Annotated in this window: 16 protein-coding genes; 7 read left to right on the top strand and 9 right to left on the bottom strand. The window is 63.4% G+C overall.

Features of this window, described 5'->3' with window-relative positions; genetic code table 11:
• Positions 1–3: 3 nt before the first annotated feature.
• The 3 genes from ACE4QZ_RS12180 to ACE4QZ_RS12170 all read left to right on the top strand — a co-directional run bounded on the left by ACE4QZ_RS12180 (position 4) and on the right by ACE4QZ_RS12170 (position 3,755).
• Complete coding sequence (locus tag ACE4QZ_RS12180) at positions 4–1,560, top strand: ArnT family glycosyltransferase (RefSeq protein ID WP_103462426.1); 1,557 nt, start codon at positions 4–6, stop codon at positions 1,558–1,560.
• A gap of 135 nt (positions 1,561–1,695) precedes the next feature.
• Positions 1,696–2,916 carry a putative DNA modification/repair radical SAM protein gene (locus ACE4QZ_RS12175; RefSeq protein ID WP_021782408.1) on the top strand — a complete coding sequence of 407 codons (1,221 nt, stop codon included), beginning with the start codon at positions 1,696–1,698 and terminating at the stop codon, positions 2,914–2,916.
• Complete coding sequence (locus ACE4QZ_RS12170) at positions 2,907–3,755, top strand: TIGR03915 family putative DNA repair protein (protein WP_021782407.1); 849 nt, start codon at positions 2,907–2,909, stop codon at positions 3,753–3,755. Before ACE4QZ_RS12175 ends, ACE4QZ_RS12170 begins: the two co-directional genes overlap by 10 nt.
• A 62-nt stretch (positions 3,756–3,817) precedes the next feature.
• Here the strand turns inward: ACE4QZ_RS12170 and ACE4QZ_RS12165 are convergent, their stop codons facing one another.
• The 3 genes from ACE4QZ_RS12165 to ACE4QZ_RS12155 form a co-directional block, all read right to left on the bottom strand.
• Positions 3,818–4,789: a biotin-dependent carboxyltransferase family protein gene (locus tag ACE4QZ_RS12165; protein WP_021782406.1), complete on the bottom strand. Its 972-nt coding sequence runs from the start codon at positions 4,787–4,789 to the stop codon at positions 3,818–3,820.
• Complete coding sequence (locus ACE4QZ_RS12160) at positions 4,786–5,673, bottom strand: 5-oxoprolinase subunit B family protein (RefSeq protein WP_021782405.1); 888 nt, start codon at positions 5,671–5,673, stop codon at positions 4,786–4,788. The genes ACE4QZ_RS12165 and ACE4QZ_RS12160 overlap by 4 nt, the downstream gene beginning before the upstream one ends.
• 92 nt (positions 5,674–5,765) lie before the next feature.
• Positions 5,766–6,524 (bottom strand): 5-oxoprolinase subunit PxpA, encoded by a 759-nt coding sequence (locus ACE4QZ_RS12155; protein ID WP_021782404.1) that lies wholly within the window; start codon positions 6,522–6,524, stop codon positions 5,766–5,768.
• A gap of 120 nt (positions 6,525–6,644) precedes the next feature.
• Between ACE4QZ_RS12155 and ACE4QZ_RS12150 the strand changes: the two genes are divergently transcribed.
• The 4 genes from ACE4QZ_RS12150 to ACE4QZ_RS12135 all read left to right on the top strand — a co-directional run bounded on the left by ACE4QZ_RS12150 (position 6,645) and on the right by ACE4QZ_RS12135 (position 11,333).
• On the top strand, positions 6,645–7,562 hold the full coding sequence (locus ACE4QZ_RS12150) for a LysR family transcriptional regulator (RefSeq protein WP_021782403.1): 918 nt from the start codon (positions 6,645–6,647) through the stop codon (positions 7,560–7,562).
• A gap of 191 nt (positions 7,563–7,753) precedes the next feature.
• A complete protein-coding gene (gene treS, locus ACE4QZ_RS12145) occupies positions 7,754–9,820 on the top strand; it encodes a maltose alpha-D-glucosyltransferase (RefSeq protein ID WP_021782402.1) in 2,067 nt (688 codons plus the stop codon).
• A gap of 172 nt (positions 9,821–9,992) precedes the next feature.
• Positions 9,993–10,622 (top strand): riboflavin synthase, encoded by a 630-nt coding sequence (locus ACE4QZ_RS12140; protein ID WP_021782401.1) that lies wholly within the window; start codon positions 9,993–9,995, stop codon positions 10,620–10,622.
• Between the two features lie 9 nt (positions 10,623–10,631).
• Complete coding sequence (locus ACE4QZ_RS12135; protein ID WP_028697209.1) at positions 10,632–11,333, top strand: YoaK family protein; 702 nt, start codon at positions 10,632–10,634, stop codon at positions 11,331–11,333.
• On the opposite strand, the gene proP is transcribed toward ACE4QZ_RS12135, so the two are convergent.
• The 6 genes from proP to glaH all read right to left on the bottom strand — a co-directional run bounded on the left by proP (position 11,334) and on the right by glaH (position 19,031).
• Positions 11,334–12,836: a glycine betaine/L-proline transporter ProP gene (proP, locus tag ACE4QZ_RS12130; protein WP_021782399.1), complete on the bottom strand. Its 1,503-nt coding sequence runs from the start codon at positions 12,834–12,836 to the stop codon at positions 11,334–11,336.
• A gap of 158 nt (positions 12,837–12,994) precedes the next feature.
• The gene (hemB, locus tag ACE4QZ_RS12125) at positions 12,995–13,969 is read right to left on the bottom strand and encodes a porphobilinogen synthase (RefSeq protein WP_010953815.1); all 975 of its coding nucleotides are present in this window, start codon (positions 13,967–13,969) and stop codon (positions 12,995–12,997) included.
• 196 nt (positions 13,970–14,165) lie between these two features.
• Complete coding sequence (locus tag ACE4QZ_RS12120; RefSeq protein WP_021782398.1) at positions 14,166–15,059, bottom strand: PA4780 family RIO1-like protein kinase; 894 nt, start codon at positions 15,057–15,059, stop codon at positions 14,166–14,168.
• Between the two features lie 87 nt (positions 15,060–15,146).
• Positions 15,147–16,538: a GABA permease gene (gabP, locus tag ACE4QZ_RS12115; protein ID WP_103444505.1), complete on the bottom strand. Its 1,392-nt coding sequence runs from the start codon at positions 16,536–16,538 to the stop codon at positions 15,147–15,149.
• A 150-nt stretch (positions 16,539–16,688) separates the two neighbouring features.
• On the bottom strand, positions 16,689–17,939 hold the full coding sequence (gene lhgO, locus ACE4QZ_RS12110; protein WP_021782396.1) for an L-2-hydroxyglutarate oxidase: 1,251 nt from the start codon (positions 17,937–17,939) through the stop codon (positions 16,689–16,691).
• A gap of 114 nt (positions 17,940–18,053) precedes the next feature.
• Entirely contained in the window at positions 18,054–19,031 is a 978-nt protein-coding gene (gene glaH / locus ACE4QZ_RS12105) for a glutarate dioxygenase GlaH (protein WP_021782395.1), read from the bottom strand.
• Positions 19,032–19,200: the final 169 nt, after the last annotated feature.

Here is a 19,200-nt window from a genome sequence, read left to right as displayed (position 1 = left end):
CCTTTGCCTAAGTTCAAGACAATCGGGGCCGAACGCCTGGCCCTGATCGCCCTCGCCGTGTTGCTGGTGGGCGCGGGAATCGGCTGGCGTCAGCCGATGAATGTCGATGAAGAACGCTTCCTCGGCGTGGCCCTGGAAATGCTCCAGAGTGGCGACTGGTTCATTCCGCACCGGGCAGCGGAGATCTATGGCGACAAGCCACCGCTGTTCATGTGGACCGTGGCGCTGTTCAGCTACCTGACCGGCGCACCCAAAGTTGCTCTCTACCTGCCAGGGCTGCTGTCGGCGGCGACCATCACCTGGGTGCTGCATGACCTCGGGCGGCGCCTGTGGAACCGGCGCACCGGCGTGATCGCTGCCTTGTTGTTCCTGGCCACCTACCAGAGCTACAGCATCCTGCGCACCGGGCAGATCGACAGTTTCCTGTGCCTTTGGGTTGCGCTGGGCCTCTACGGCATGCTGCGCCACTTGCTGCTGGGGCCCGCCTGGGGCTGGTTCTACCTGGCTTGCGCTGCCATGGGCCTGGGCGTTATCAGCAAGGGGGTGGGTTTTGTCCCGGCGCTGATACTGCTGCCTTATGCCTGGGCGGTGCGCCAGCGCTGGCGCGGCGTTGTCGCCATGCCCGGCCAAGGATGGCGCTGGAGCCTGGGGCTGCTGTGGTTACTCGCCGGTTGCGCCGTGTGGCTGCTGCCATTGTTGGTGTCGATCGCCCATGGCGGCGGCGCCGCAGAGCTGGCCTACCTGAAGGAAATCCTGCTGCGTCAGACCGCCAGCCGCTACGCCAATGCCTGGGACCATCGCGAGCCGTTCTGGTACTTCTTCGTCAAGGTCATCCCCAAGTACTGGCTACCTCTGATCCTGGCCCTGCCCTGGCTGATACCGGCCTGGCGCCGGCAACTGCAAAAGCGCGATGGCCGCTTCCTGCTACTGCTTGGCTGGGTGGCATTGGTGCTGCTGTTCTTCAGCCTCAGCACCGGCAAGCGCAAGCTGTACATTTTCCCGGCGCTGCCTGGCTTGATTCTGGCGATGGCGCCGCTCGTGCCGTGGCTGCTCAAGCGCTGGTGGCAGCGCCGGCCGGGCTGGCGCAAGGCGTTTACCACAGTAGCCCTGGTATGGTTCGCCCTGTGGTTCGCGCGTGGTTTCGTCGAGCCCGCCAAGGAGGGCCGCAACCCGCATGAGACGCTGATGAGCGACGCCGCACAGGCCACTGCTGGTGCCGAACTGGTGCTGGTCAACTGGCGCGAGGGGCATTGGCTGTTTGCCCGGCAACCCATCGTGCACTTCGGTTTCACCGGCCAATCCAAAGTGGATGCAGCGGTCTACTGGCTGCGCCAGCACCCCACCGCCTTCGCCTTGGTTCCTGCCAACCAACTGGGCCAGTGCTTTAGCGCCGACAAGGCCCGCAAGCTGGGTGAGACCTCGCGGGCCGAATGGTATGTAGTCGGTGCAGATGCCGACAACGGCCAGTGTCAGGCCAGTGCCCCCAACAACGTCTACCACTTCGCCTGGGCCGACACGGGGCACAGCCCGCCGGCGGTTGAGGAACGGACCGGGCATTGACCAGCCGGCCCCTGCCGAGTGGGTGTTCTGGCGAATGACGACTCAAGGTCGAACTCGCGCTCCCCCGCCCATGACGCTTGCAATCCATCAAATCTCAAAATACTGTATGAATATTCAGTATAGCGAGACACCGCCATGCAACTCATCGCCAAACTCGGCATCCTGGCAGACGCCGCCAAGTACGACGCTTCCTGCGCCAGCAGCGGCGCGCCCAAGCGTAACTCGCGTGGTGCTGACGGCCTGGGTGCTACCAATGGCATGGGTATCTGTCATAGCTACACACCTGACGGTCGCTGCGTATCTCTGCTCAAGGTACTGCTGACCAACTTCTGCCTGTATGACTGCCAGTACTGCGTCAACCGCCGCTCCAGCAACGTGCCACGCGCGCGCTTCAGCCCCGAGGAAGTGGTACGCCTGACCCTGGACTTCTACCGGCGCAACTGCATCAGCGGCCTGTTCCTCAGCTCCGGCATCATCCGCTCAGCGGACTACACCATGGAGCAGCTGATCCGTGTGGCCCGGCTGTTGCGCGAAGAGCACAGCTTCCGCGGCTACATCCACCTCAAGGCCATCCCCGATGCCGACCCGCTGCTGATCGAAGAGGCCGGGCGCCTGGCCGATCGCCTCAGCGTCAACATCGAACTGCCCACCGAGGCCAGCCTCAAGCGCCTGGCGCCGGAAAAGCAAGGGCGCACCATTCGCCAGGCCATGGGCGTGATTCATCAGGGCCAGCAGGCCGTGGCCAATGAGCCCAGGGCGCCGCGCTTTACCCCGGCCGGTCAAAGCACTCAGGTCATCGTCGGCGCCGACAGCACCGACGACAGCACCTTGCTGCGCAATGCCGAATCGCTGTACCAAGGCTACGGCCTCAAGCGCGTGTACTATTCCGCCTTCAGCCCGATCCCCGACAGCCCCGGCAGCGTGCCCCTCGCCGCACCACCGCTGCTGCGCGAACACCGCCTGTATCAAGCCGACTTCCTGCTGCGTGGCTATGGCTACAAGGCTGGCGAGCTGCTGGGCCACAGCGGTAACCTGGCACTGGACATCGACCCCAAACTGGCTTGGGCACTGGCCAACCGCGACGTGTTCCCACTGGACGTGAACCGCGCCGAACCGGCGTTACTGGCGCGTATCCCCGGCATCGGCCTGCGCAGCGTACAGCGCCTGGTCGCCCTGCGGCGGGAGCGGCGCATCCGTTATGACGACCTGATCCAGCTGCGCTGCGTGCTGGACAAGGCACGTCCATTCATCGTCACCAGCGACTACCGCCCCGCCCAGGCCGAACTGCGCAGCGGCTTGCTGCGAGCGCGCTTGAGTGAGCCGCCAGCGCCCGTGCAGATGGGGTTATGGGGGTGATCGCGCTCGACTGCGACGACCTGTTCGCCACCTGGCGCGATCAGGCCCGGGGCTTGTTGGGGCATGGCATCGACCCATCGGAAGTCACCTGGTCGCAAGGCCCGATGGCGGACCTGCTGGCCGTGCCGGCAGCGCCGCCTGAAGGGCCTGGCCCTTTCCGGGCCAAAGTCCCGGCCGCACTGCTGAGCCAGTTGGAGCAGGCCTCTCGCTACCGTGGCGAACAGCGCTGGAACCTGCTGTATGAAGTGCTGTGGCGCGTCGCCCATGGCGACCGCACGGCAATGTTGGCGGGTGACCGGCTGGGCAGTGAGCTGCAACGGCGCATCAAGCAGGTAACCCGCGAGGCGCATCACTTGCACGCGTTTGTACGCTTCGTGCCGCTGCCTGAGGAACTGGCTGAGCACTTGCAGCTCGACTTGGTGGCCTATCACGAGCCTGCACACGACATTCTGCAAAGTGCCAGCGCGCACTTCGCCGACCGCCTGGGGCGTTTGCGCTGGTTGATTGCCACGCCACAGGATGGCATTCGCTTCGACGGCCAGGCGTTCGACTACCAGCGCCATTGCCCCGAGCCCTGGCGCCAGTGGGCCCGCAACGCCGAAGACCCCGGCGCCGAACTCTGGCGCACCTATTACCGCCACACCTTCAACCCGGCCCGCCTCAACCCGGACGCCTTGCGCCTGCACATGCCAGGGCGGTTCTGGCGGCATTTGCCGGAAGGCATGCTGATACCGCAGCTTGAAGGCCTGGCGCGCCAAGGCAAACAGCGGGACGGCCAAGCCCTTGAGGTGGCCTCGCAAACCGGCAAGACCATCAGCAAGCCTGCGCGCTCGGTGTAGCCGCGGAGCCTGTTGCGGCCCCGTCTAGACACAAGGCCGCTGCTACGCCGAAGCCATTATCCTCAACTGAAGAGCCTGGCCAGGCAGGCCAGCTTCTTCTTGTACGAACGCCGCGCCTCCAGTGCCTGCTCCAGACTCACCGGCAGGAACCGCGCCTGCTGGTTGGGCTGCATCTGCCCGATCAGGTCGAGGTCGGCGCTGATCACCGTGCCGATCATGGCGTAGCCGCCCCCCGACACTGCATCGCGATGCAGGATGATCGGTTCCAACCCTGCCGGCACCTGGATCGATCCGATCGGGTAGCAGCTGTCGACGATATTGGACGGGTCCGACCCCGCACCGAACGGCTGCTCGCGCGGTTGGAAACTCAAGGCGCTGCCGCCTTTGTAGCGATAGCCGATACGGTCCGCTTCGGAGCCAACCGTCCAGGCGTCGGTGAAGAAACGTTGCGCTGCAGCTTCGGTCAGGCGGTGGAAGTACAGCCCAGGCACCACCCGCAACACCACCTCGCCCCCCAGGGCCTGACGCAGGGCCATGGGCAAGCTTGCACCGGCACGGGTCTTGCCGCTGGGCACGCCCACCGGCAGCAGGTCGCCCGCCATCAGTTTGCGCCCATGAAAGCCACCCAACGCGCCCAGCACGTAGGTGGACCGGCTACCCAGTACCTCGGGCACATCGATGCCTCCGGCCACTGCCAGGTAGGCCCGGGCGCCCGCTGTTGGAAACCCGAAACGCAACACTTGCCCCGCCCGCACGGCAAACGCAGTGTCCGGGCGCTGCTCGCGGCCATCGAGCAACGCTGGCATCTGCGCACCGCACACAGCGACCAGTGCGTCCTGCTGGAACTCCAGCTCCGGCCCCACCAGTGCACACTCCAGGCCCGCAGCGCCGGCCGGGTTGCCCACCAGGTGATTGGCTGCGCTCAAGGCGTACTGGTCGAGTGCGCCGGACGGAGGGATACCCAGGTGGTAGTAACCTTCGCGGCCCAGGTCCTGTACAGAAGTGGCCAGCCCCGGTTTGAGTACCTTGATCATGCCAGCACCTCCTGCAACGATTTGGGGTAGCCGACCGGGTCGGCGAGAAAGGCGTCCAGGAAAAACTCCACGGGACGAATGCGCAGGTCAAAACGGCCCTCCTCCACATCCGCCACCGCCTGGTCATAGGCACGGCGGTCGATGGGTTTGAACTGCACGATGTCACCCGGGCGGAAGAACACCATGTGCTCCTTGAGGTAGTTCAAGGTCTGTTGCGGGTCGTAGATCGGTGCCGGGGTGACGCCGAACATCTGGTAGCCGCCAGCCCCGCGCACCGAGTAGATGCAACCAAAGCAGCCGCCATGGCCCAGGGTGAGCTTGGGCGTGTCGGTACGGGGGCGCAGGTATTTGGGCACCTGCAGCTGCCGCTCGCGCTCGACCATCTGGAACATGAACGGCAGGCCGGCGACAAAGCCCACCATCGACACGAACCATGGCGCGCCACTGTGGGCGGCGATGAATGCCTCGACATCGGCCAGGCCGTTGATGCGCGCGGCGTACTCCAGGTCTGTGCTGGTCGGGTCCTGGTGGCGATCCCGAAAGCGCATCAGGGTTTCATGGGTCCAGGGGTCGTTGTACAGCACCGGGATCTCGATGATCCGCGTCTGCAACGAACGCTCGGCCACCGCCTGCGCCTCGGCGCCGCGCACGGCTTCAAGCAGTGCCTCGGGGGCGATACGGTCCGGGTCGAAGCGGATCTGGAAAGACGCGTTGGCCAGGCATACATCAAGCACGCCATCCAGGGCCAGCCGCTCCACCGCCCGGGTGACGGCCATACCCTTGAAAAAGGCCTCCAGCGACATGCTTTCGCTGACTTCGGCAAACAGGTGCTCGTCGGCGCCGAAGCTATAACGAATCGGGGTTGTAGCAAGCGGTTCGGCCATGACAGTTCCTTTTCTTGGAATCTTTATAGAAAGGCAGGCGAAAACAAAATGCACGGGCTCCGGCTTGTGTGTTTGCCGGATACCTGACGGGTTCAGCGCGGTGCACGCACCACGATGCCAGCCGTATCCAGGGCCTTGCGCGTGGCCTCGACCAGGTCCAGCGCGCCCGGGGTGTCACTGTGCAGGCAGATGGAGTCGAATTCGATGGCCAGGTCCTGGCCTTCGACCGTGCGCACCACGCCTTGGCGGCAAGCGCGCAGCACCCGCTCAGCGACCGCCTGGGGCTCGTAGCCCCGCACATTACGGGTAAACACGATCGACCCGCTCAGGTCGTACTCGCGGTCGGCGTAGAACTCACGAACTACCGGCTGGCCCAGTGCCTGGGCAATGCGACAGATCACCGAACCTGGCATGCAGAACAGCAGCAGTTCCGGCTCGATCACCCGCAGGTTTTCCACCAGCAAATGTGCGGCTTCTTCGTCACGCGCCAGGTGCATGTACAACGCCCCGTGCGGTTTGATGTGCTGCAGACGCACGCCCTGGGCACGGGCTATTTCGCGCAGCGCGCCCAGTTGGTAGAGCATGTCGTCGACCAGCTCCTGCGCCGGTGCATTGATGTGCCGGCGGCCAAAGCCGACCAGGTCACGGAACCCCGGGTGTGCACCCACCGCAACGCCCAGCGCCTTGGCGCGCTCGACGGTGCGGCGCATGGTGCCGGGGTCACCGGCATGGAAACCAGTGGCGATGTTGGCGCTGCTGATGTACCCCATCAGCTCATTGTCGACGCCATCGCCAATGGTCCACGGGCCAAAGCCCTCGCCCATGTCCGAGTTGAAGTCTACTGCTTGCATGACGGCATCTCCTGGCACTTGTGACTGCATGCAAGCCACGTTAGATTCTCCGCACCCCCTTGGGAAGATCTATAAACAGATGGGGTGTCTTCTGAAAATCAGATACTCCGGGAGCCTACCGTGTCACTCACCCTGCGCCAGGTCCGCTACTTCGTTGCCACCGCTGAAATCGGCCAGATCTCCCAAGCGGCGATCCACCTGAACATCTCCCAGTCGGCAGTGACCACGGCCATCAAGGAGCTGGAAGCGATGCTCGGTGTGCTGTTGTTCCAGCGCTCGGCCCAAGGCATGAGCCTGACCGAGGCCGGCCGGCACTTTTTGAACCGTGCCTACGTCATCCTGCGCAGTGTCGACGATGCGTTGAACAGCCCGCTTCCGGACGTGCGCGCCAGTGGCCTGTTGCGCCTGGCGGCAAGTTACACGGTGATCGGCTACTTCCTGCCGCACCACCTGCAACGCCTGGAGCACTGGCATCCGGGGGTGACCCTGGAGCTGTACGAGCAGGAGCGCAGCGCCATCGAACAAGGGCTGCTGGAGGGGCGTTTCGACATGGCGGTGGTGCTCACCGCCAACCTCACCCACCCCGACATCGTCTCAGAAACCCTGTTCAACTCCGAGCGCCGGCTGTGGTTGCCCGCACACCACCCGCTGTGCGAACGCTCGGCGGTGAGCCTGGCCGATGTGGCCTGTGAGCCGTTCATCCTGTTGACCGTGGATGAGGCCGAGCAAAGTGCCATGCGTTACTGGGAGCAGGCCGGGCAGCGCCCGGGCGTAAGGGTGCGTACCAGCTCGGTGGAGGCCGTGCGCAGCATGGTGGCCAATGGCAGTGGCGTGGCAATCCTGTCGGACCTGGTGCACCGGCCGTGGTCGCTGGAGGGCAAGCGCATCGAGACGGTGACCATCAGCGACCCGGTGACGCCAATGAGCGTAGGGTTGGCCTGGCACCGGGAACGGGCATTCAGCCCGGCGATGCAGGCGGTGCGCAATTACTTCCATGATGCGTTTCTGGCGCCGCAGCAGTTGTCGGCCCGGCGCTGAGCCTGCCTTTGCAGGCCCGGCCTCTTCGCGGGCGCGCCCGCTCCCACAGGTGCAGCGCAAATCTTCAGCGGTATGGGAGCCTGTGAGAGCGGGCAAGCCCGCGAAGGAACCAACCCCCATCTCAAGCCGAACGTTCAGGCCGCAATGCCGTCATAATCTGAGCCGGTGCCGACACGCAAAGAGGACGCGAAATGACCCAGCCTGACCCGTCATACGTCAAATGGCTCGAAGACCGCGCCATGCTCAAGGCCTCCCAGGACCGCGCCAGCCTGTACTCAGGCCAGTCGCGCCTGTGGCAACAACCCTACGCCGAGGCCCAGCCCCGCCGCGCCACGGAAATCGCCTCGGTGTGGCTCACCGTCTACCCCGACGCCATCATCGCCCCTGAGGGCTGCTCGGTGCTCGGTGCCCTGGCCCACGAAGCATTGTGGAAGCGCCTGTCAGAAATCGGCGTGCAGGGCCTGCACACCGGCCCGATCAAGCTGTCCGGCGGCATTCGCGGCCGCGAGCTTACCCCCAGCGTGGACGGCAACTTCGACCGCATCAGCTTCGACATCGACCCGCTGTACGGCAGCGAGCAGGAGCTGATCCAGATGAGCCGCATGGCCGCAGCGCACAATGCCGTGACCATCGACGACCTGATCCCCTCGCACACCGGCAAGGGCGCCGACTTCCGCCTGGCCGAGATCGCCCATGGCCCTTACCCTGGGCTGTACCACATGGTCGAGATCCGCGAAGAAGACTGGCCGCTGCTGCCCGAGGTGCCCGCCGGACGCGATGCGGTCAACCTGCTGCCCGCGCAGTGTGACGAGCTGAAGGCGCGCCATTACATCGTTGGCCAGCTGCAACGGGTGATCTTCTTCGAGCCGGGCGTGAAGGAAACCGACTGGAGCGCCACGCCACCGGTCACGGGCGTGGACGGCAAGACCCGCCGCTGGGTGTACCTGCACTACTTCAAAGAGGGCCAGCCGTCGCTGAACTGGCTGGACCCGACCTTCGCCGCCCAACAAATGATCATTGGTGATGCGTTGCACGCCCTGGACTGCCTCGGTGCCCGCGGCCTGCGCCTGGACGCCAACGGCTTTCTCGGCGTGGAAACCCGCGCCAGCGGCACCGCCTGGTCGGAAAGCCACCCGCTGTCGATCGTCGGCAACCAGTTGATCGGCGGCATGATCCGCAAGGCCGGCGGTTTCAGCTTCCAGGAGCTGAACCTGACCCTCGATGACATTGCGCAGATGTCCAGGGGCGGTGCCGACCTGTCCTACGATTTCATTACCCGGCCGGCCTACCAGCATGCGCTGCTGACCGGCGACACCGAGTTCCTGCGCCTGATGCTCAAGGAGATGCACGCCTTCGGCATCGACCCGGCCTCGCTGATCCATGCCTTGCAAAACCATGACGAACTGACCGTGGAGCTGGTGCACTTCTGGACACTGCACGCGCACGACATGTACCTGTACAAAGGCCAGACCCTGCCTGGCAGCATCCTGCGCGAACATATCCGCGAAGAGATCTACGAACGGCTGTCGGGAGAGCATGCCCCGTACAACCTGCGTTTCGTGACCAACGGCATTGCCTGCACCACCGCCAGCCTGATCGCCGCTGCACTGGGTATTCGCGACCTCGAACAGATTGGCGCAGCGGATATCGAATTGATCAAGAAGGTGCACCTGCTGCTGGTCATGTACAACGCCATGCAGCCGGGGGTAGTCGCCTTGTCCGGTTGGGATCTGGTCGGCGCCCTGCCCCTGCCCGCCGAAGCGGTTGCCGAACGCATGCTCGATGGCGATACCCGATGGATTCACCGGGGCGGCTATGACCTCGCCGGGCTCGACCCGCAGGCAGAGGCTTCAGTGCGTGGCATGCCGCGCGCCAGGGCGCTGTACGGCAGCCTCGACAGCCAGCTGGACGAGGGTGATTCATTTGCCTGCAAGGTGAAGAAACTGCTGGCTGTGCGCCAGGCTTACGGCATCGCTACCAGCCGTCAGGTGCTGGTACCTGAGGTGAGCAGCCCGGGGCTGCTGGTGATGGTGCATGAGCTGCCAGCCGGGCGTGGTATCCAGATCAGTGCGCTGAACTTCGGCCAGGACGCGATTGCCGAGGAACTGCTGTTGACGGGGTTCACACCTGGGCCGGTGGTCGACATGATCAACGAGACGGTTGAAGGCGATTTGACCGAGGACGGGCGCCTGATGGTGAACCTGGACCCGTACGAGGCACTGTGCCTGCGGATCGTCAACAGCAGCGGGCATGTTTGAATCTGGTGTGGCCCTGCCGTCGGCAAACCGGTTTCGCCCACAAGCACGCCGCCTGCCCAACGCTGGCGCCAGACCCGCAAGCCGGCTTGCCAACCAAGAAGCCGGTCTTGCATTTACTGCGCTACGGGCATAGCGTTCGGAAGTTTTCTTTTCCGTGCCCAGGAGCAACACCATGTACACCGGCATCGTCCAGGCCGTCCGCCCTCTGCTTGATGTGACCACCTATCCGGGCCACAACCAGTTCACCATCGACCTCACCCCGGAATTGCTCGACGAGCTGAAAATCGGTGCCAGCGTCAGTGTCGAAGGTACCTGCCTGTCCGTGACCGAAATCGACGGCAGCCAAGTCAGGTTCGACGCCATGACCGCTACCCTCGAGCGCACCAATCTGCGCAACTTCAAGCCCGGCCAGCACGTGAACATCGAACGTTCAGCGAAGATGAACGCCGAAGTCGGCGGTCACCTGATGGCCGGCCACATCGCCACCACCGCCGAAATCGTCGAGCTGTCGATCAAGGAAACCGGCGCCTTCATCAAGTTCCGCATGCCGCCGCAATGGGGCAAGTACGTGTTTCCCCGCGGTTTCATCGGGGTCAATGGCTGCAGCCTGACGGTCGCTGACGTGGAGGACAACGTGATCACTATCAATTTGATCCCGGAAACCCTGCGCCAGACCACCTTCGCCAGCTACCGTGCCGGTGAGCTGCTCAATATCGAGGTCGACCACCAGACCATGGTGCTGGTCGACGTGGTGGAGCGCACCATCAAAGGTACCCTGGCCCGCGAAAACCTGCTGCCCTGAGGCCTGCGCATGCTCCCTAACGCCCTCCCCGCGCGCACAGCCAGGCGTTTGCGCCTGCAGGTAATGCGTGGTCGCGTCGGCCTCGGCCTGGTCGCCGCCCTGTCGGTGCTGGCCGGCATGACCGATGCCATCGGCTTGCTGGCACTGGGCGATTTCGTCTCGTTCATGAGTGGCAACACCACACGCCTGGCGGTGGCCATCAGTGAAGCAGACCTGGCCCTGGTACTGCGCCTCAGTGGCGCCGTACTGGGCTTTGTCGCGGGCAATGCGCTGGGCGTGCTCCTGGCTCACGGATTGCGCCGTCGAGCCTGGCCGGTGCTGCTGGTGGTTGCCGCACTGCTGGCTTTCGCGGCAGCGTGGCCGTTACCAGCCACCTTCCCCGCGCTGTTGGCCGCCACGCTGGCCATGGGCATGATCAATGCGGTAGTCGAGCAGGTGAATGGCCTGCCCATCGGCCTGACTTACGTGACTGGCGCCCTTTCGCGTTTCGGCCGCGGCCTGGGGCGCTGGCTGCTGGGCGAGCGGCGCAATGGCTGGCGGGTGCAGTTGGTGCCTTGGGCAGGCATGCTGCTGGGCGCCGCACTCGGCGCCTGGTTGCAACAACACCTGGGCCTGCAGGCGCTGGCCGGCAGCTGCGCGCTGGCCTGCGTGCTGGCGCTGGTATCGCGGTTCATCCCGCGGTCCTGGCAGCGTGGCTACATGCCGCGCTGATCATTCGATACGCGGGTGCTGCAGGGCCAGTTTCTCGCGTTTGGCTTCCAGCTCGGCGATCTGCGCATCGATGTCCTCGATTTTCTGCTCGATGTTGTCGTGGTGCTCCTGCAGCAGTTCACGCGCCTCTTCGATGTCCGATGCCGCGGGTGCCGCGCCGCGCAGGGGCTTGTTGGCAGTTTCCTTCATGGTCAGGCCGGTGACCAGCCCGACAGCGGCGATCACCATCAGGTAATAGGCCGGCATGTACAGGTCGCCTGTGCTCTCCACCAGCCACGCAGCGAGGGTCGGGGTAAGGCCGGCGATCAGCACCGAGATGTTGAAGGCGCTGGCCAGGGCACTGTAGCGGATGTGCGTGGGGAACATGGCCGGCAGCGTCGAGGCCATCACGCCGATGAAGAAATTCAGCAGCACGGCAATGATCAGCAGGCCGGCGAAAATAAGCCCGAGCACACCACTGTTGATCAGCATGAACGCCGGAATGGCCAAGGCCAACAGGCCGACACTGCCGACGATGATGAACGGCCGTCGGCCGAACTTGTCGCTGAGCAGGCCGATCATCGGCTGCACGAACAGCATGCCGACCATGATCGCGATGATGATCAGCACGCCATGGTCTTCGCTGTAGTGCAGGTTGTGCGACAGGTAGCTTGGCATGTAGGTAAGCAGCATGTAGTAGGTGACGTTGGTGGCAATCACCACGCCGATGCAGGTCACCAGGCTGCGCCAGTGCTGGGTGGCCACTTCCTTGAACGACACCTTGGGCCCGGAGGCCAGGCCTTCACGATCGCCCTGCTCCAGCTTGTCGACGTGCTGCTGGAACGCAGGTGTTTCTTCCAGCGCATGGCGCAGGTAGAGGCCGATGATGCCCAGCGGCAGGGCCAGGAAGAACGGCAGGCGCCAGCCCCATTCGAGGAACTGTTCTTCACCCAGCACCGTGGAAATGAGCACCACCACCCCTGCGCCCAGCACAAAGCCGGCAATCGAACCGAAATCCAGCCAGCTGCCGAGAAAACCGCGCTTGCGGTCAGGTGCGTACTCGGCAACGAAGATCGAGGCGCCGGTGTATTCACCGCCCACCGAAAAGCCTTGGGCCATCTTGGCCAGCAACAACAGGATCGGCGCCCAGATACCAATGCTCGCGTAGGACGGTATCAGGCCGATGGCGAAGGTGCTGAGGGACATGATCACGATGGTCGCGGCGAGGATTTTCTGCCGCCCGAACCTGTCGCCCAAGGCACCGAAGAACAGCCCGCCAAGAGGCCGGATCAGGAACGGCACCGAGAAGGTGGCCAGGGCCGCGATCATTTGCACGCCGGGGTCGGCGTTGGGGAAGAACACCTTGCCCAAGGCATAAGCGACGAAGCCGTATACGCCAAAGTCGAACCACTCCATGGCGTTGCCCAGCGCGGCGGCTGTGATCGCCTTCTTCATCTTGGCGTCGTCGACGATGGTGATGTCCTTCAGGCCGATTGGCTGGACGCTTTTCTTGCGAGGTTTCATACCCGTATCCCTGTCGATGAATGCTCTAAGGGATCAGATACAACAGGACACTAAATAATTCAGCGCTTACTGTTTTTTTGTGCGTTTGCGGCACCACCAAACGGCGCCCAAAGAAAAGCCGCTGCAATGGCAGCGGCTTTCATGCCGAAGGCCTGGCTTCAGATACCTTCGCGCGCCAGGTCCATGGCGAAGTAGGTCAGGATCAGGTCGGCACCGGCACGCTTGATTGCGCCAATGCTTTCGCGCACCACCCGGCCTTCGTCGATGGCACCGGCCAGGCCGCCGAACTTGATCATCGCATACTCGCCGCTCACCTGGTACGCCGCCAGTGGCAGGCGCGAAGCGGCGCGGATGTCGGCGATCACATCAAGGTAGGCACCGGCCGGCTTGACCATCAGCACGTCCGCCCCTTCCTGCTCGTCGAGCAGCGACTCGCGCACCGCTTCGCGGCGGTTCATCGGGTTCATCTGGTAGCTTTTGCGGTCGCCCTTCAGGGCGGTGCCACCGGCCTCACGGAACGGGCCATACAACGACGAGGCGAACTTGGTGGAGTAGGCCATGATCGCGGTGTCGTGGAAACCGGCACCGTCCAGGGCGCTGCGGATTGCCTGCACCTGGCCGTCCATCGCCGCCGAAGGGGCAATGAAGTCGGCACCGGCAGCGGCGGCGATGACAGCCTGCTTGCCCAGGTTGGCCAGGGTGGCGTCGTTGTCCACGCCATGGTCATGCAGCACGCCGCAGTGGCCGTGGCTGGTGTATTCGCAGAAGCAGGTGTCGGACATCACCACCATTTCCGGCACGGTGTCCTTGCAGATACGCGACATGCGCGCAACCAGGCCGTTTTCGTTCCAGGTGTCGCTGCCATCGGCATCCAGGTGGTGCGATACGCCAAAGGTCATCACCGACTTGATACCGGCGCGGGCATAGCGCTCGATTTCCTGGGCCAACAGCTTCTCGGGGATACGATTGACACCGGGCATGCTGGTGATCGGCACGAAATCATCGATGCCCTCTTCGACGAAGATCGGCAGGATCAGGTCTTCAAGGCGGAACTCGGTTTCCTGGAAGATCGTGCGCAGGGACTCGTTCTGGCGCAGGCGGCGGGGACGAACGGACGGGAATTGGTTGGACATGACAGCTCCAGGGAATTTGAACGGCGTATACCTTATGCCTGTCGCGCGCCAGTGAAAAGGCTAAATGACGAGATTGTGTCTTGCGTCAATGGCAACGCCCGGGGTTTGCCTGTGTTGGCCTCTTCGCGGGTAAACCCGCGCCTGCAAATCCCGTAGGAACGGGTTTACCCGCGAAGCGGCCGGCACAGGCACTGAATTACTGCAGCCAGGGCGGCGTCACCTCCTCTGCCTTGGCCGGCCCATGCTCAGCTTCGGCGCGTGCTGCACGGCGGCGAGCGTCGTCCATCCGGGCGGCGTCGATCTCGCGCATCACCCCGGTTACGTCAGCCTCATGTTCATCATCCTCGAACACCCCGGTCAACGGGCTGTCGGGCAGCAACTCGCCGGCCTCGTACAACGCCCACATCTCCTGCGCATAGCGGGTGCTTTTCAGCTCCGGGGCAAAGCGCCCGAAATAATGGGCCATGTTGTCCACATCGCGCTGCAGCATGCTGAAGGCGTGGTTGTTGGCGGCGGCATCCACTGCCTGCGGCAGGTCGATGATCACCGGCCCGTCCGGGCCGAGCAGCACGTTGAACTCGGACAAATCGCCATGCACCATTCCGGCGCACAGCATCAACACGATCTGGCGAATGACGAAGGCATGGAACGCGCGGGCATCTTCAACTTCCAGGTGTACGTCGTTCAGGCGCGGGGCCGCATCGCCATCGGCATCGGTCACCAGTTCCATCAGTAGCACGCCGTCCTGGAAGTCGTAAGGCTTGGGCACCCGTACACCCGCACCGGCCAAACGGAACAGCGCAGCCACTTCGGCGTTCTGCCAGGCATCCTCGGCTTCTTTGCGGCCGTACTTGCTGCCCTTGGCCATGGCCCGGGCCTGACGGCTGTTGCGTACCTTGCGGCCTTCCTGGTATTCGGCGGCCTGGCGGAAGCTGCGCTTGTTGGCTTCTTTGTAGACCTTGGCGCAGCGTACCTCGCTGCCACAGCGCACCACGTACACAGCGGCTTCCTTGCCACTCATCAACGGCCGTAGTACTTCGTCGACAAGGCCGTCTTCGATCAACGGTTCGATTCTTTTAGGTGTCTTCATCAGGCTGCGTTCAGGGTCCTGGCTTTGTTGGCGGACATCCTCTCACAGCCTGATGCGACTTGCTCGTCTGTCTTCAGGCCAGACGAATCAGGCGCGCTGCCCTACGCCAGCAACCGCCGCCCCGCGCGCCCGGCGTCGGGTCACCAGCACCCCCGAGCACACCACCAACACCGCCAGCACCATCGTCGAGACCACTTCCAGGCGATGATCCGGGCGGAACAGCATCAATACCAGTACGCCGCTGATGAACAGGATCACGCCCCAGGTCAGCCACGGGAACAGCCACATGCGGTAACCGAGCGTCTTGCCCTGTGCCGTCAGGCGCTGGCGCAAGCGCAACTGGGAAATGGCGATGACCAGATACACCAGCAGGGCGATGGCGCCGGAGCTTGCCATGAGGAAGCCAAACACCTTGGCCGGCACCAGGTAGTTGGCGATCACCGCCAGGAATGCAGCCCCCGTCGACAACAACACGGCCACCACGGGTGTACCACTGCGGCTGGTTATCTGGGCACAGGCCGGGGCATCACCACGACGGCTAAGCGAATAGACCATGCGCGAGGCGGTGTACAGCGACGAGTTGAGGCAACTGGTCACCGAGGTCAGCACCACGAAGTCGATGATGGCCTTGGCATTTGGCACGCCCAGGGTGTCCAGCACCGTGACATAAGAGCCTTCGGTAGCTAGGCGTGGGTCAGTCCACGGTACCAGTGCGATGACGATGAAGATCGACAGGATGTAGAACAGCGTTATCCGCCAGATCACCGAATTGGTGGCCTTGGAAATATGCTTGCCCGCCTCGTCGGATTCAGCCGCAGCAATGGTCACCACCTCGGCCCCGAGGAACGAGAACATGGTGATCAGCATGGCGCTCAGCACCGCACCAAAGCCGTTGGGCATGAAACCACCGGTATCCCACAGGCGCGAGACGCCGCTGACGCCGGACCCAGGCAACAGGCCGAAAATGGCGCAAACACCCAGGGCGATGAAGCAGACGATGGCCACCACCTTGACCAGTGCCAACCAGAACTCGAACTCACCGTAGTTCTTCACGCTGAACAGGTTGGTGGCCGTTAGCAGCAACGTGATCACCAACGACAGCACCCAGATCTCCAGCTGCGGGACCCAGGAGTTGATGATGGTAGCGGCGATATTGGCCTCGATCGGGATGATCAGTACCCAGAACCACCAGTACAGCCAACCGATGGTGTATCCGGCCCATTTGCCGATGGCGAGGTCGGCGTAGGTTGAGAACGAGCCGGTGTCCGGAGAGGCAACGGCCATTTCGGCCAGCATGCGCATCACCAGCACCACCAGGCCGCCCGCCAGGATATAGGCCAGGATGGTGGCCGGCCCCGCTTCGGCGATGGCGCGGCCAGAGCCGACAAACAGCCCGGCGCCGATCACGCCGGCAATGGACAGCATGGTGACATGCCGTGATTTCAATCCATGACTCAAATTGTTCTTGTGGGTTTGCATGGCGCTACCTTGTTGTTTTTGTCATGCCCACGCAGGGGCCGCCGGCTGCACGTCACCGACGCAGGCGCGAAAAAGCCCGCCCTGCCCTGAATGGTGAGCAGGGCAGTACGGGTTGAGTAAAACGAAACCGCAGAAGGTGTTACCGGGCTGTCAGCTGGCAGCCCTCTGGCTGGCCGACAGGTCGGCCTTGGGGAAGTTGCCGCCCTGCAGGCCGACCTGCTCGCACACTTTCTCGACGATGTAGGCGCCGATCGGTATGGCCGAGGTAGCGGCTGGTGACGGTGCGTTGCACACGTTGACACTGCGTGCAGTGTTGACGAACAGGAAATCGTCGATCAGCTTGCCGTCGCGCGACACCGCCTGGGCACGCACGCCGGCCGGGTAAGGCGTGAGGTCGGCTTTGGTAATGCTCGGGCAGTACTTCTGCACCTGCTTGAGGTACCCGCCCTTGAACAGCGAGTTCTTCATCTCGATCAGGCCCGGGCGGAAGTTCTTCGCCAGCACCTTGAGGATGCCGGGCGTGGTCAGGGTCTGGAACAGGTCGCTGGGGCTGACATCGGTCTTGCGGTAGCCCTCGCGCTTCATCGCCAGGACGGCGTTGGGGCCTACGGTGACGGTGCCGTCGATCATGCGGGTAAGGTGCACCCCCAGGAAGGGCATCGACGGGTCGGGAATCGGGTAGATCAGGTGGTTGACGATCTGATTGTGCTGCTTGGGCAACAGGTAGTATTCGCCGCGGAACGGGCAGATCACGAACTCGGTACGCAGCCCGAGCATGCCCACCACGCGGTCGGCCATCAGCCCCGAGCAGGTCACCAGGAAACGGCTGCGCAGTTCATCACGCTGAGTGCGCACGATCACTTCATTTGCCTGTTCCTGCAGGCCGACCACTTCTGCGCCATAGCGGATTTCGCCACCGGCACGCTGGAACTCTGCGGCCATCGCAGCGGTTACCTGGGCGTAATTGACGATGCCGCTGGACGGTACGAAGATGCCCCCCATACCAACGATGTTGGGCTCACGCTCGCGCAACTCCTCAGCCGACAGCCAGTAGCGCTCCAGGCCATTGGCCGCCGTGCGCTCCCACAGCGCCTTCATGCGCTGCATTTCCAGATCGTTGGTGGCGACCAGCAGCTTGCCGCACTCATCGAAGCGGATGCCATGTTGGGTGCAGAAGGCTTTGGTCGCCTTGTTGCCTTCAAGGCAGAAGCGCGCCTTGAGGCTGCCGGGGGTGTAATACACGCCGGCGTGGATCACGCCGCTGTTATGGCCGGTCTGATGGCGGGCCGGGCCAGACTCTTTCTCCAGCAGGAGCATCTTCGCATCCGGGTAGACCTTGATCAGGTGCATGGCCGTGGACATGCCCACAATCCCGCCGCCAATAATGATGAAATCGTACACAGCCTTACCTCACACGCAGGCATTGCCTGGCAGGCTCACCAAGGCCCGCACGGGGCCTGGTGGCATTGTTATGTGCAAAAACGCATGGGCGGGCGCCCGCCCCGCGCCCTGTCATTATTGCCCGCGCTGGTACAGCGGCTTGGGGAAGGCGACGTAACCACGCTGGCGCATCAGTTCGCGGCGCAGGCCCTCGTGCGGGGTGAAGCGATCGCGGCCATGCAGCCAGAACAGGTTGTTGATCAGCAGGAAACTGCCTACGCCAACCGGCACCGAGACTTTCTTGCCGCTGCCTTCCAGCGACTCGGACAAGGCATTCAGCCAGATACCTTCCTCGTAGTTTTCCGGCTGCACGAACTGGTCAATGTAGCGCATGGTCGGCCGGCCTTCGGCATCGGTGTCGAATACCGAATGGAACACATCTTCGGCAACCTTTTTGCTCGGCGGTGCGGTCCAGCGCATTTCGCGGCGGGCCATCGGGTGACGGAAGAACGCCTCGCACTCCTCCCAGTCGTCCAGGTGCAGCAGCAGCGAGTTGCCCCCTTCCATGTTCTTTTCGTCGATCTTCAGCATCAGCACGTAGTCGGTGATCTGGTTCACGAACGTGCCGTCGTTGTGCAGCTCCATGACCCGGTGCGGCTGGCGCAGGTAGCTGTCGGAGTTGTCGCTGTTGACCACCACGAAGCGCGCATAGAACTGGCCACTCATGGCGTCATAGTTGGAACGGCCGATCAGGTGGGCGCAGGCGGTGGTGAACTTGACCATGTCTTCGGCCTGGCTCACATCATCCAGGCCGATCGGGGTAATCAGCATGCCACCTGTGGCGCGGTCGAGGATGGTGTTGAGCAGCACCGGGCGCAGCGTGCCCTGGCACAGCTCGTCAAGGATCTCGCCTACGCGAAAACGCAGGAACGACTTGTACTCCAATGCCTGCACCGGCCATTGGGCAACGGCCTGCATGAACGCTTCGACGGTTTCCCGGGCAAAGGTCAGTTCCAGCAGGCGCGGCGACTGTTTCGAGGGGGCGATGGTATAGCCCTGCGGTTCGAGTGGCAGCGGCATGACAAGTTCGTCGATCTGCGTAAAAGCGTTCATGGCAATGTCCTGGCTAAAAAAGTAGGTGGCGCCGTCCGGTCATGACCTGGATCAGTGCGGGCGAGGTAAAAATATCGTCACTAGATTAAAATGTCTACATTTTTATGTTTAGGCGACACTGCTTGCTTTTGTCCATTGTTTTTCGTGGGCAGAGGGTTTCGGTATGATC

It is taken from the genome of Pseudomonas sp. DCA-1 (genome assembly GCF_046523955.1).
GTDB classification, from domain to species: Bacteria; Pseudomonadota; Gammaproteobacteria; order Pseudomonadales; family Pseudomonadaceae; genus Aquipseudomonas; species Aquipseudomonas putida_Y.
This window is presented reverse-complemented; position numbering and strand designations above follow the sequence as displayed.

Excerpts from the sequence above, each read along its gene's own strand:
- ACE4QZ_RS12175 (WP_021782408.1), top strand. The coding sequence starts at position 1,696 with ATGCAACTCATCGCCAAACTCGGCATCCTGGCAGACGCCGCCAAGTAC.
- ACE4QZ_RS12170 (WP_021782407.1), top strand. The coding sequence starts at position 2,907 with ATGGGGGTGATCGCGCTCGACTGCGACGACCTGTTCGCCACCTGGCGC.
- ACE4QZ_RS12165 (WP_021782406.1), bottom strand. The coding sequence starts at position 4,789 with ATGATCAAGGTACTCAAACCGGGGCTGGCCACTTCTGTACAGGACCTG.
- ACE4QZ_RS12160 (WP_021782405.1), bottom strand. The coding sequence starts at position 5,673 with ATGGCCGAACCGCTTGCTACAACCCCGATTCGTTATAGCTTCGGCGCC.
- ACE4QZ_RS12155 (WP_021782404.1), bottom strand. The coding sequence starts at position 6,524 with ATGCAAGCAGTAGACTTCAACTCGGACATGGGCGAGGGCTTTGGCCCG.
- treS (WP_021782402.1), top strand. The coding sequence starts at position 7,754 with ATGACCCAGCCTGACCCGTCATACGTCAAATGGCTCGAAGACCGCGCC.
- ACE4QZ_RS12140 (WP_021782401.1), top strand. The coding sequence starts at position 9,993 with ATGTACACCGGCATCGTCCAGGCCGTCCGCCCTCTGCTTGATGTGACC.
- ACE4QZ_RS12135 (WP_028697209.1), top strand. The coding sequence starts at position 10,632 with ATGCTCCCTAACGCCCTCCCCGCGCGCACAGCCAGGCGTTTGCGCCTG.
- proP (WP_021782399.1), bottom strand. The coding sequence starts at position 12,836 with ATGAAACCTCGCAAGAAAAGCGTCCAGCCAATCGGCCTGAAGGACATC.
- hemB (WP_010953815.1), bottom strand. The coding sequence starts at position 13,969 with ATGTCCAACCAATTCCCGTCCGTTCGTCCCCGCCGCCTGCGCCAGAAC.
- ACE4QZ_RS12120 (WP_021782398.1), bottom strand. The coding sequence starts at position 15,059 with ATGAAGACACCTAAAAGAATCGAACCGTTGATCGAAGACGGCCTTGTC.
- gabP (WP_103444505.1), bottom strand. The coding sequence starts at position 16,538 with ATGCAAACCCACAAGAACAATTTGAGTCATGGATTGAAATCACGGCAT.
- glaH (WP_021782395.1), bottom strand. The coding sequence starts at position 19,031 with ATGAACGCTTTTACGCAGATCGACGAACTTGTCATGCCGCTGCCACTC.